Here is a 12,763-nt window from a genome sequence, read left to right on the forward strand (position 1 = left end):
CCTAGAGCCGATGTTATTGGCTTTAGGGACAAAATTTAAAACGAGCTAAATAGCTCAGTAACAAAGAATTAAAGGATTAACATGACTGATAAATCATACAAAATTGCCGTACTACCTGGTGATGGCATTGGCCCAGAAGTAATGCAACAAGCGCATAAAGTGCTAGACGCGATCGAAAAGAAGCACGCGATTAGCTTTTCTCGCGAAGAGTATGATGTTGGTGGTATTGCAATTGATAACCACGGCTGTCCACTTCCAGAAGCAACAGTCACTGGCTGTGAAGAATCTGACGCAGTACTTTTTGGTTCTGTTGGCGGTCCTAAATGGGAACACCTTCCACCGAACGACCAACCAGAGCGTGGTGCCCTACTTCCTCTACGTAAACACTTCCAACTGTTCTGTAACCTACGTCCAGCTCAAATCCATAAAGGTCTAGAGTCTTTCTCTCCTTTACGTGCTGACATCTCAGGTAACGGTTTCGACATCGTGGTAGTCCGTGAGCTAACAGGCGGTATCTACTTCGGCCAACCTAAAGGCCGTGAAGGCGAAGGCGCAACTGAAAAAGCTTTTGATACAGAGGTTTACCACCGCTACGAAATCGAACGTATTGCAAAGATTGCGTTTGAATCGGCACGCCTACGTAACAAAAACGTTTACTCAATCGATAAAGCGAACGTTCTACAGAGCTCTATCCTATGGCGTGAAGTCGTTGAAGAGATCGCAAAAGATTACCCAGATGTCACGCTAAACCATATGTACATCGACAACGCGACCATGCAGCTAATCAAAGACCCATCTCAGTTTGACGTAATGCTATGTTCAAACATCTTTGGTGACATCATCTCTGATGAGTGCGCAATGATCACTGGCTCTATGGGTATGCTTCCTTCTGCAAGTTTAAATGAAAGCAACTTCGGCCTATACGAACCAGCAGGTGGCAGCGCACCAGATATCGCAGGTAAGAACATCGCAAACCCAGTCGCGCAAATCCTTTCTGCAGCCCTAATGCTTCGTTACAGCCTAGGCGAAGAAGCAGCAGCACAAGACATCGAAGCAGCGGTATCGAAAGCACTTTCTGCAGGCGAGCTAACGGCAGACCTTGCAGGTAAGAACGAAGCACTGACTACCTCAGAAATGGGTGACAAGATCGCTGAGTACATCTTAGCTTCATAAGCTAAAGGCTCCGATTAGAAGCAAGTACATAAGAATAATATCAAGCCAAGTCAGCGTAAACCGCATGACTTGGCTCGAAACAAACACTGGGACTGATGCTCCCAAGGAAGAAAAGCTATGTCGACAAACCAGCACGCAAAAACCTTATACGAAAAAGTTTATGACGCTCACGTTGCGGTTGCAGCGAAGGGCGAAACACCAATTCTTTATATCGATCGCCACTTAGTCCACGAAGTAACGTCGCCACAAGCCTTTGATGGCCTGCGTGAAAAAGGTCGTAAAGTTCGCCAAGTAGGCAAAACCTTCGCGACCATGGATCACAACGTATCGACACAAACTAAAGACATCAACGCTTCTGGTGAGATGGCTCGTATCCAAATGGAAACGCTATCGAAGAACTGTGAAGAGTTTGGTGTCACGCTTTACGATCTAAACCACAAATACCAAGGTATTGTGCACGTAATGGGTCCTGAGCTAGGTATTACGCTACCGGGCATGACCATCGTATGTGGTGACTCGCACACGGCTACACACGGTGCATTTGGTTCACTAGCATTTGGTATCGGTACTTCAGAAGTGGAACACGTTCTAGCTACGCAAACGCTAAAACAAGCTCGCGCTAAAACCATGAAGATCGAAGTAAAAGGCAAGGTTACTCCTGGCATCACTGCAAAAGACATCGTGCTAGCGATCATCGGTAAAACAACGGCTGCTGGCGGTACTGGCTACGTAGTTGAATTCTGTGGTGAGGCAATTACCGACCTTACGATGGAAGGTCGTATGACAGTATGTAACATGGCAATCGAGCTTGGCGCTAAAGCAGGCTTAATCGCTCCAGATGCAACGACATACGAGTACATCAAAGGTCGTAAGTTCTCTCCAGAAGGCGAAGACCTAGAAGCAGCAATCGAATACTGGGATACGTTAAAAACCGATGCTGATGCAGAATTCGATGCAGTTGTTACATTAGAAGCGGCAGACATCAAACCACAAGTCACTTGGGGTACCAACCCAGGTCAGGTTATCTCAGTAGACACACCAATCCCTGCACCAGAAAGCTTCGCAGACCCTGTAGAAAAAGCATCAGCTGAAAAAGCGCTGGCTTACATGGGTCTTGAAGCCGGTAAATCTCTATCTGATTACAACGTAGATAAAGTGTTCGTGGGTTCTTGTACTAACTCTCGTATCGAAGACATGCGTGCAGCAGCAGCGGTAGCGAAAGGCCGTCAAGTAGCGAAACATGTTCAAGCGCTTATCGTTCCGGGTTCAGAGCAAGTTAAAGCACAAGCTGAGGCTGAAGGCCTAGATAAGATCTTCATCGAAGCAGGCTTTGAATGGCGTTTACCGGGTTGCTCTATGTGTCTTGCGATGAACAACGACCGTCTAGGTCCACAAGAGCGCTGTGCTTCTACATCAAACCGTAACTTTGAAGGTCGCCAAGGCCGTGATGGTCGTACGCACCTAGTTAGCCCAGCAATGGCAGCCGCAGCGGCTATCGCTGGTCACTTTGTCGATATTCGTGAACTTTAATTAGAGGATTTAACATGTCAGGTTTTCAACAACACACCGGATTAGTCGTTCCTCTAGATACGGCCAACATCGATACTGATGCGATCATTCCAAAGCAGTTTCTACAGAAAGTAAACCGCATCGGTTTTGGTAAGCACTTGTTCCACGATTGGCGCTTCCTAGACGATGCAGGCCAACAGCCAAACCCTGATTTTGTAATGAACGAAGCTCGCTACCAAGGCGCTTCAATTCTTTTAGCTCGTGAAAACTTCGGTTGTGGTTCATCTCGTGAACACGCACCGTGGGCGCTTGCCGATTACGGTATCCAAGTAATGATCGCACCAAGCTTTGCCGACATTTTCTACGGTAACTCGATCAACAACCAAATGGTGCCAGTTCGATTGACTGAGCAAGAAGTGGATGAGCTATTCCAATTCGTTGAAGCGAATGAAGGTGCAGAAATTACGGTTGATCTAGAAGCAATGAAAGTCAGCGCGAACGGCAAAGAGTACTCGTTTGAAATTGATGAGTTCCGTCGTCACTGCTTACTGAATGGTTTAGATAATATCGGCCTTACACTTCAACATGCCGATAAGATCTCAGAGTTTGAAGCTAAGATTCCTAGCTTCCTAAAATAATGAGACGTTTCTGAATAAATCTAAAGGTTGGCCAAGTGCCAACCTTTTTTATTTGGCTAAGCTTTTAACTTAACTTCATATGTTTATTTAAATGAAGAGCAATGAAAGAAAATGGTAAGCCTTAAGGTCTTAGTAGTCAGTCATCAGGAGAATGCCATGAAACAACTACTTTTTATTGTCAGCCTACTTTTCTCAACCTTAGCTTGGTCTGCGCCTAAGTCCGATCTTTGGCCATACTGGAACCAAAGCGACGAAACCAAACTAGAACAGGTATCTCATCAAGATTGGCAGCAATTCCTCGATAGCTACTTGGTTAAACAGGGGCAAAATACGTTAGTTCGCTATAAAGCAGTGAACACCGCCGATAAAACAAAGCTTAAACAATACATCAAGCAACTCGAACAGGTGAATCCGCTCGACTATTCAAAAGCGGAGCAGTATGCCTATTGGGTTAACCTATACAACGCCGTGACTGTCGATTTGATTCTTGATGCCTACCCGATCAAATCCATAACTAAACTTGGCGGACTATTTAGTTTCGGTCCGTGGGGAGATGATGTGGTAGTCGTTAATGGGAAATCACTGACACTCAATGACATTGAACACCGAATCCTAAGACCAATTTGGCAAGATCCTCGCACGCATTATGCAGTGAACTGTGCCAGCCTAGGTTGCCCTAACTTACAACCTGACGCTTTTACCTCTAAAAATACTGAAGCCTTGCTAGAGCAAGCTGCAACTGAGTTTGTAAGCAGTGACAAAGGCGTGATGGTTACAAACAATAAGCTTCAACTATCATCGATTTACGAATGGTTTGCTGTGGATTTTGGTACGAAGAAACAGCTTATTCAGCACTTAGAACAATATCGAATTGAAGCAGTAACCAATACTCAAAACATCAGTTATGAATACGATTGGTCGCTCAACCAAGCAAACTAGCTCTAAGGCTAAAGTTGATCACTAAAGTAAAAAAGAGGCGAGAGGTTTTTATTAACCTCTAGCCTCTTCTCAATTCTTTGACCGTATTTCTACAATTAAAAGCTTGAGCTCGGTTGCTGCAAGAACTCAATCTCTTCGGGAGTCGAAGCTCGCCCTAACACCTCATTACGGTGCGGATAGCGACCAAGTCGCTCAATGATAACCTTGTGCTTAAACTCAAAGTCCAGATTATGCTCTAATCCCGTTTGAGAAAAGAGTTCCACGGCTTGTTCATGGACTAACAAAGATTCACTGTGCATATAAGGCATATACAGGAAGCTTTTCTGTTGCTCGTTAAGCTGGTGATCAAAACCACCCGCTACCGCCTCTTGGGCTAGAGCCAACGCCATCGGATCAGCAGAAAATGCTGTCGGACTTTTTCTACCAATATTTCGAGAAAACTGATCAAGTACGATAATCTCAGCCAATCGTCCTTGCGCAGTTTGGCGCCACTCAAATAGCTCGCCTTGAATGGCTGCTTTATGCAATTCAGAAAATCGAGACTCTATCAAAGTGTCAATCTCGGCGCCGCCAGTAAACCAATCTTTAGGCGTCAACTCATCGAACCAAAACTCTAGAACATCCTGATACGTTACCGTCATATAATTCCCTTTAATAAAAAACCGAGTAACTTTGTTATTACTCAGTTTAGTGTTCAATTACTTAAAACCTTTTACTTTCTTTATCAGGTCATAAGCATTCTGAATTTCTTGCGATTTCTCTTTCGCAACATTCATCATCTCAGGCGGTAAGCCCTTCGCCATCAGTTTATCTGGGTGATGTTCATTCATCAGCTTGCGGTAGGCTTTCTTCACCTCTTTACCGTCAGCACTTTCACTCACACCAAGAACCTTATATGCGTCGCCAAGTTGGTTCTGTTGCGAAGCCTGTTGCCAACCTGATGATTGCCCATGACCCTGATGGCCACCAAAGCTTCCACCTTGCTGTTGGAAACGGAACGCAGCTTCTTGCATCTGCAAGCGGCGTTCTAGTTGTGCTGCCGAAAACCCAAGCCCTTGCGCTATTTTATGCAGAACTTGACGTTCACTCGGGTGCAAACTTCCATCCGCAAATGCGGCAGATACCTGAAGCTCTAGAAAGAACTGCAGAAGATCAAAACGACCACCCGATGAGATTTTAACTCGCTCAAGTACGTCGTTCAGAGGGAAGTCGCTCTCTTTGCCGTCACGGAATGCATCTTGCGCTGCTTTACGCTGTTCGCCATGCAGGTTCATACGCTCCATCATGGTAGAAGCGAGTTGAATCTCTTCTGGCGTTACCTGCCCTTTCGCTTTAGCAACGTGCCCCATAACCGCAAAAGCGGATTTAAAAAACTCGTTCTGTCTTTCTGCTTGGCTTGGACCTCGACCAAAACCAGAGCTATTGAAGCCTGATTGGTTCAATCCGCGAGCTTTATCGAATTGGTGTCCTAAAAACAGACCAAAAACTAAACCGAGTGGCCCTCCAAATAAAAAGCCAAAAAACGCGCCCAAAATTTTGCCAAATATTTGCATTATGTGTTCTCTATCTATGAATTTTATCTGAGTAATGCTGTCTGATGATGCTGAATGCTATTATTTCCTTTATCATAAGGAAAATGCTTTATTAATTGGATTGATACTAGATCAACCCTTCATCTAGTGACACAGGATAGTTCAACTTCATGCAATCTTTTTCCCGCACCTTGTTAGCCGCGTCTATAAGTACGGCGTTATACGTGTCGACAACTCAAGCTGAAACAATCACCGATAGTAGTGTGCAGGAAATGCCCTCTATAGATCAATGCTTGATCGAGCCCGCTGCAGAAAACGAGACACAGCTACCCGCTCATGTTGAGTCAGATCGCTTAGAAGCTATCAATGGTGACAAGGCAATATACTCAGGTGACGTAGTCGTTACGCAAGGGAACAAGACCATCCTTGCAGATAACGTAACCCTGCACCAACAAGAAAATATCGTTGTAGCTGAAGGCAACGTAAACTTTAGTGATGGTCAAATCAAATCTACCTCAGACAGAGCGACCAATAATCTGACTACAGATGAAATGACGCTTGAGAACACCGATTACGAATTCCTTTGCGAGCCCGGTCGCGGAGATGCTGTTTATATAGCAAAAACAGGTAAAGCGGTTTATGAGATTGAAGATGGCTCCATTACCTCTTGCCCTATCGGCGATAATGCTTGGCGTCTAAGAGCATCGAGCATCAGTGTCGACCAAGACGAAGAACAAGCCACTTTTTATAATCCACGTTTTGAAATCCAAAGTGTTCCCGTCTTTTACTTACCTTACTTAACAGTACCGGTGGGTGATACACGTAAAACCGGTTTCTTGTACCCAACAGTTTCGTATGGTTCAAGCGATGGTTTTGAAGCTGAAATTCCTGTTTATTGGAACTTAGCACCAGACTACGATTTGGAAACTACCTTCAAGTACATGCAAGAGCGTGGCACTCAACTCAACAGTAAATTCAGATATTTAAGCGATTTTGGTTCCGGTAGTATCGAGTCTGAATATTTACCAGACGATCAAAAGTACACTGATCTAGGCGATCGTTGGGGTTTCCAACTAGAACATTCAGGAATATTCCAACAATCTTGGTTATTCGAAATTGATTACTCTAAAGTCAGTGATATTGACTACTTTTCGGACATGAGCTCAAATATCGGTAACCGTGAAGATGGACAACTGCTTCAAGAAGGGCAAGCAACATACCGTTCTCAAAATTGGGATGCGTCTGTACTTGTTCGAGACTTCCAAGTTCTTACCACCAGCAATAACTTGCCTTATCGTCTAATGCCACAACTCGAGTATAACTACTATGCTCCAGAGGTAATGGATTACCTAGATTTTGACTTAATCAGTCATATATCAATGTTCGATACCGACGCATCAGGCAAACCATCAGCCACTCGTGTTCACGTTGAACCTGGTATTACAATCCCAGTAGGTAACACTTGGGGTACTTGGACAACAGAAGCTCGACTACTTGGTACTTACTATCAACAAGACCTTGATGGCGTTGATACCGGCGCAGGCTCTGATTATGAAGGCTTGGAAGAATCAGTAAGTCGAGTTATTCCAGAGTTTAGAAGCCACGCAGGTATCGTTCTTGAACGTGATACAAAAATTGTAGGTAATTACACTCAAACACTCGAACCTCAAGTTCAGTACCTTTACGTGCCAGAAGAAGATCAAAGCGAAATTGGTCTTTACGATACAACACTACTACAGACTGATTACTATGGCTTATTCAGAAGCCGCAAATACAGTGGTGTAGACCGCATTGCGTCAGCAAATCAAATTAGCTATGGCGCATCATCTCGCTTTTTTGATGATGAGTACCGAGAGCGCTTAAACATATCTTTTGGTCAAATTTTCTATTTTGATAAAGATACAAAGCAAACTTTAGGCAACGAAGACTCCGCTGACAAAACTAATTATTCATCTTGGGCTATTGAAATGGACTTCAACTACGATGATTACCTTTTCTACCATGGCGGTGTGCAATACGACATTGATTCATCTTCGATGCAACTTGCTAACAGTACCATTGAGTACCGTTTTGCCGGCGGCTATATACAAACCAACTACCGCTACGTTACAGAAGAATATATTGAGGATAATGTAGGCGAAAGTATAAATGTTGGTTCAATAACTAGAGATGGTATCTCACAAGCAGGCTTACTTGGTGCTTACCAGATTTCGCGGAAGTGGAATGCCAGTGCTCAATATTTCTATGATTTAACCACACAAGAAAATCTAGAATGGTTGGCTCGCTTGAACTATAAATCGGATTGTTGGTATATCGGATTTACGTATAGTAACCAGCTGACAAATAACATTAGTGATCCAAATGTCACGCCTGAATATGAAAATAACTTTGGTGTGAATTTCGGTATTATCGGCTTTGGTACTAACTTAGGCTCTGATTCAGGCGCTGTTGGGGATAGCAGTTCTGATAACTCATTGAGCTACGGTCGCCCATTCTTCTTAAACAACTAATTTTCTTTACTGATAAGAAATCAGTAAATTTAAAGGATTACACATGACATTGTGGAAACGCACATTAATTGCTATTGCAGCGACTTGTACTTTATCAACAAGCTTTGCAGCACCGGTTGAGCTAGACAGCGTAAAAGTTATCGTTAACGAAGGCGTTATCTTACAAAGCGACATCGATGCTTCGATGAAGACACTGCGTGCCAACGCAAAAAAAAACGGTCAAACACTGCCATCGCAAGATGTGCTCAATGAGCAAGTACTAGAAAAACTGATCATCGATACTATTCAAACTCAAGAAGCAGAACGTATCGGTGTTCGTATTGATGATGCTCGACTTGATCAAGCAATTGAAGGTATCGCTAAAGACAACAACCAAACGGTAGAACAACTTACCGCATCGGTTGCTGAAGAAGGCCTTAGCTACAATGCATTTCGAGAGCAAGTAAGAAAAGAAATTGCGGCAAGTGAGGCTCGCAATGCTCTAGTTCGCCGTCGTATTAACATCCTTCCTGCAGAGGTCGATAACCTAGCGGATATCTTAGCGCAAGAGACTAACGCAACCGTTCAATACAAGATTGGACACATTCAACTTCGCTTCAATGATGACCAAACCAAAGAAGAGTTAGAAGCTCAAGCTACTGAACTGGTTGAAGAACTGAACTCAGGCAAAGATTTCAGCACCATGGCATATACTTACTCTAAGGGTCCTAAAGCGCTGCAAGGTGGTGATTGGGGTTGGATGCGTAAAGAAGAGATGCCAACCATTTTTGCTGACCAGATCAAAATGCAAAATAAAGGCAGCATCATCGGTCCTTTCCGTAGCGGTGTAGGTTTCCACATTCTAAAAATTGAAGATGTGAAAGGCTTAGAAACCGTAGCAGTAACGGAAGTGAATGCTCGTCATATCTTGATTAAGCCAACCGTAATCTTGAGTGACGATGGCGCGAAAGAACAACTTGAAGAGATCACGCGCCGCGTAAACACAGGTGAAGCGAGCTTTGGCGACCTTGCACAGCAATACAGCCAAGATCCAGGTTCTGCAGTACAAGATGGTGAGCTAGGCTACCAAACACCAGATTTGTATGTACCAGAATTCAAACACCAAGTAGAAACGCTACCAGAAGGCAAAATCAGTGCGCCATTCAAAACCGTACACGGTTGGCACATTGTTGAAGTACTAGACCGTCGCGAAGTCGACCGTACCGATTCAGCTTTGAAAAACAAAGCTTACCAAATTCTATTTAACCGTAAATTCAACGAAGAAGCTGGTGCTTGGCTACAAGAAGTAAGAGCAAGTGCCTTTGTTGAGATGGTTGAGGACGACCAAGATGACAACAACTAAACGTATTGTCATAACCGCAGGTGAACCAGCAGGGATAGGCCCAGATTTAACTTTGGCTCTATCTCAAGAAAGTTGGCCTCATCAACTCGTGGTTTGTGCTGATAAAACACTGCTATCCGAGCGAGCTAAAATTCTTGGTATCGAAGTCGATCTTCTGGACTACGATGCAAATGCAGCTAAGCAACCGCAACGCGCTGGCACACTGGTAGTGAAACACGTTCCACTTGCTGAAACGGCAGTTGCAGGTCAACTCAATGAGGCTAATGGTCATTACGTATTAAATACTTTAGAAACCGCAGCAATTGGCTGTATGAATGATGAATTTGATGCTATTGTCACCGGCCCCGTTCACAAGGGTGTAATTAACCGAGCTGGCGTTGCTTTTAGCGGCCATACCGAGTTCTTTGCAGAGAAGTCCAATACACCACTGGTGGTGATGATGTTGGCAACTGAAGGGCTGCGTGTTGCGCTAGTAACAACGCACATCCCACTAGCTTATGTATCTCAAGCTGTGACCGAAGACAGATTAGAGCAAATTATTGCTATGCTAAATAAAGACTTGGTTGAAAAATTTGCTATTGAGAAACCAACTATCTATGTGTGTGGCTTGAATCCACATGCTGGTGAAGATGGTTGTTTAGGGCGTGAAGAGATTGAAACTATCACCCCGACGCTAGAAAAAATTCGCCAAAAAGATGGCATCAATTTAGTTGGCCCATTGCCAGCAGACACCATCTTTAATGAAAAATATTTGCAAAATGCAGATGCTGTTTTAGGTATGTATCACGACCAAGTACTCCCGGTATTGAAATACAAAGGGTTTGGTCGCTCAGTGAACATCACGCTTGGCTTACCGTTTATTCGCACATCAGTCGACCACGGTACCGCCTTAGACTTGGCAGGGAAAGGCCAAGCCGATACAGGGAGCTTTAGAACAGCGCTCACGCACGCCATTGAATTAGTAGAGAAAAAGCAATGAGAAATGATGTCCACTTAGGGCACAAAGCGCGTAAACGTTTTGGTCAAAACTTCCTTAACGATCCATACATTATTGATGGCATCGTATCGAGTATTAACCCACTACCAGGTCAAAACTTGGTAGAGATCGGTCCTGGTCTAGGCGCAATTACTGAGCCTGTGGGTAAGCTTGTCGATAAATTTACTGTTATCGAATTGGATAGAGACCTTGCAGAACGTCTTCGTAACCATCCAGATCTTGCGGACAAGCTAACGATCCGTGAAGGCGATGCGATGAAGTTCGATTTCCAAGAACTGGTTAAGCCAAACAATAAGCTACGCATCTTTGGTAACTTGCCATATAACATCTCTACACCATTGATGTTCCACCTTTTTGAATTCCATAAAGACGTGCAAGACATGCACTTTATGCTTCAAAAAGAAGTGGTTAACCGTCTAGCTGCTGGCCCTGGCAGTAAAGCTTACGGTCGTCTTACTGTAATGGCTCAATACTACTGTAAAGTAACGCCTGTGTTAGAAGTTCCACCAACGGCCTTCGTTCCGCCACCGAAAGTAGACTCAGCAGTCGTGCGCCTACAGCCATACGAAGTGCTGCCTTATCCGGCAAAAGATCTGAAATGGCTAGATCGCGTCTGTCGTGAAGGCTTTAACCAACGTCGTAAAACAGTTCGTAACTGCTACAAGAGCTTAATCGATAAGGAAGTGCTTGAAGAGCTAGGTATCAACCCAAGCATGCGTCCTGAGAACTTAACGCTCGAGCAGTTTGTCGACATGGCAAACTGGTTGTACGACAGTCATAACGCTGACAAATAAATAAAAAAGGCTCCTACACTTCGGTTAGGAGCCTTTTTTATGTAATACTTTAATTACATTAAGTATATCAACAACAAAAGGTGCGAATATGGATATATCTACGCCTTGTATCAAATGCCAGGTTCACTCTAAGTACATAGAAGAACAATCTGAGCCAACGAAGAATCGTTATGTCTTCGCCTACATTATTACCATCAAAAATCTAAGTAAAACAACGGTGCAACTTATGTCTCGCCGCTGGTTAATTACCGACTCTAACGGCAAGCAGCTCACCATTGAGGGTGATGGTGTAGTTGGCCAACAACCCGTGATTGAAGCCAACGACGAGTACACCTACACAAGTGGTACGGTCATCGAAACCCCTGTTGGCGTTATGCAAGGTCACTATGTGATGACCGATAACAAGGGCATTGATTTTATTACCGAAGTTGACCCATTCAGACTCGCAATCCCTAATATTCTTAATTAGCCGTACATCCGTATCTACAGGAAATTATTGTGTCGAATTACATTGTCGGAGACATCCAAGGGTGCTTCGACGAACTTCAAGGACTACTTGAAAAAATTAACTTTGATAAACACCAAGATACTTTATGGGTCGCCGGAGACTTAGTTGCTCGAGGCCCTAAATCATTGGAGGCGTTACGCTTTATTCGTAACCTTGGTGACGCAGCTAAGGTTGTATTAGGCAACCACGACTTACATCTTCTGGCGGTGTCCTTAGGACTATTTCCAGCGAAACCAAAAGATAAGACTCAAGCGATTCTTGATGCTGAAGATCGTGAACTGCTAATCGAATGGTTAAGACAACAGCCTTTGCTTCAAGAACACCCAGAGTTCGTGATGTGCCATGCGGGTATCTCACCGCAGTGGAATCTAGAAAGAGCACGTGTTGAAAATCGAGAGATCGTATCCTTGTTAAAGTCCGATAAATGGCAATGGCTAATCGAAAACATGTACAGCAACGCGCCTGATGTATGGCATCAGGATTTACATGATATTGAGCGCTATCGCTATGCGATCAATAGCCTGACAAGAATGCGTTTCTGTTTTGAAGATGGCCGTCTCGACATGGCATGTAAGCTACCACCGAATGAGATTACCGATGAACCATTAGTGCCATGGTTTGACCTTCCGCAACGCATAAAGCTCGATAAAACCGTTGTTTTTGGACACTGGGCTGCGCTTGAAGGCTATAACGGAAAAGACGTAATTGGACTTGATACTGGATGCGTCTGGGGAGGTGAATTGACAATTCTTCGCTGGGAAGATAAACAGTTTTTCACTCAGAAAGCGCTATAAAGATACGAGAAACTTGCGCTACCTTGG

At 44.1% G+C, this 12,763-nt stretch carries 12 protein-coding genes; 10 read left to right on the plus strand and 2 right to left on the minus strand.

Going from position 1 to position 12,763, the window contains the following annotated elements; all coding sequences use genetic code 11:
- The first annotated feature begins 81 nt into the window (after positions 1-81).
- From leuB to AB4323_RS12355, 4 genes are all read left to right on the plus strand, one after another.
- Complete coding sequence (leuB, locus tag AB4323_RS12340; protein ID WP_102393667.1) at positions 82-1,173, plus strand: 3-isopropylmalate dehydrogenase; 1,092 nt, start codon at positions 82-84, stop codon at positions 1,171-1,173.
- Between the two features lie 117 nt (positions 1,174-1,290).
- Positions 1,291-2,703, plus strand: coding sequence for a 3-isopropylmalate dehydratase large subunit (gene leuC / locus AB4323_RS12345; protein ID WP_017062936.1), 1,413 nt, complete (start codon positions 1,291-1,293; stop codon positions 2,701-2,703).
- Positions 2,704-2,717: 14 nt separating this feature from the next.
- Complete coding sequence (gene leuD, locus AB4323_RS12350) at positions 2,718-3,320, plus strand: 3-isopropylmalate dehydratase small subunit (RefSeq protein ID WP_017062937.1); 603 nt, start codon at positions 2,718-2,720, stop codon at positions 3,318-3,320.
- A gap of 156 nt (positions 3,321-3,476) precedes the next feature.
- Positions 3,477-4,259, plus strand: a complete 783-nt coding sequence (locus tag AB4323_RS12355) for a DUF547 domain-containing protein (protein ID WP_137001752.1) — start codon at positions 3,477-3,479, stop codon at positions 4,257-4,259.
- 95 nt (positions 4,260-4,354) lie between these two features.
- On the opposite strand, the gene AB4323_RS12360 is transcribed toward AB4323_RS12355, so the two are convergent.
- Together AB4323_RS12360 and djlA are read right to left on the minus strand one after the other, a co-directional pair.
- A complete protein-coding gene (locus tag AB4323_RS12360) occupies positions 4,355-4,900 on the minus strand; it encodes a DUF924 family protein (protein ID WP_372152575.1) in 546 nt (181 codons plus the stop codon).
- A gap of 57 nt (positions 4,901-4,957) precedes the next feature.
- Positions 4,958-5,812, minus strand: a complete 855-nt coding sequence (gene djlA / locus AB4323_RS12365; protein ID WP_017061385.1) for a co-chaperone DjlA — start codon at positions 5,810-5,812, stop codon at positions 4,958-4,960.
- A gap of 149 nt (positions 5,813-5,961) precedes the next feature.
- Between djlA and lptD the strand changes: the two genes are divergently transcribed.
- From lptD to AB4323_RS12395, 6 genes are all read left to right on the plus strand, one after another.
- Positions 5,962-8,301 carry an LPS assembly protein LptD gene (gene lptD / locus AB4323_RS12370; protein ID WP_102398247.1) on the plus strand — a complete coding sequence of 780 codons (2,340 nt, stop codon included), beginning with the start codon at positions 5,962-5,964 and terminating at the stop codon, positions 8,299-8,301.
- Between the two features lie 43 nt (positions 8,302-8,344).
- Complete coding sequence (gene surA / locus AB4323_RS12375; RefSeq protein ID WP_372101339.1) at positions 8,345-9,643, plus strand: peptidylprolyl isomerase SurA; 1,299 nt, start codon at positions 8,345-8,347, stop codon at positions 9,641-9,643.
- Positions 9,630-10,622 (plus strand): 4-hydroxythreonine-4-phosphate dehydrogenase PdxA, encoded by a 993-nt coding sequence (pdxA, locus tag AB4323_RS12380; RefSeq protein ID WP_372152578.1) that lies wholly within the window; start codon positions 9,630-9,632, stop codon positions 10,620-10,622. The genes surA and pdxA overlap by 14 nt, the downstream gene beginning before the upstream one ends.
- Complete coding sequence (gene rsmA, locus AB4323_RS12385; RefSeq protein WP_017062942.1) at positions 10,619-11,434, plus strand: 16S rRNA (adenine(1518)-N(6)/adenine(1519)-N(6))-dimethyltransferase RsmA; 816 nt, start codon at positions 10,619-10,621, stop codon at positions 11,432-11,434. Before pdxA ends, rsmA begins: the two co-directional genes overlap by 4 nt.
- Before the next feature lie 88 nt (positions 11,435-11,522).
- Positions 11,523-11,903, plus strand: coding sequence for a Co2+/Mg2+ efflux protein ApaG (gene apaG, locus AB4323_RS12390; protein WP_004735899.1), 381 nt, complete (start codon positions 11,523-11,525; stop codon positions 11,901-11,903).
- Between the two features lie 29 nt (positions 11,904-11,932).
- Positions 11,933-12,736: a symmetrical bis(5'-nucleosyl)-tetraphosphatase gene (locus AB4323_RS12395; RefSeq protein ID WP_372152580.1), complete on the plus strand. Its 804-nt coding sequence runs from the start codon at positions 11,933-11,935 to the stop codon at positions 12,734-12,736.
- The last annotated feature ends 27 nt before the right edge of the window (positions 12,737-12,763 follow it).

It is taken from the genome of Vibrio sp. 10N.261.52.C11 (assembly GCF_041471405.1).
Classification (GTDB): domain Bacteria; phylum Pseudomonadota; class Gammaproteobacteria; order Enterobacterales; family Vibrionaceae; genus Vibrio; species Vibrio crassostreae_C.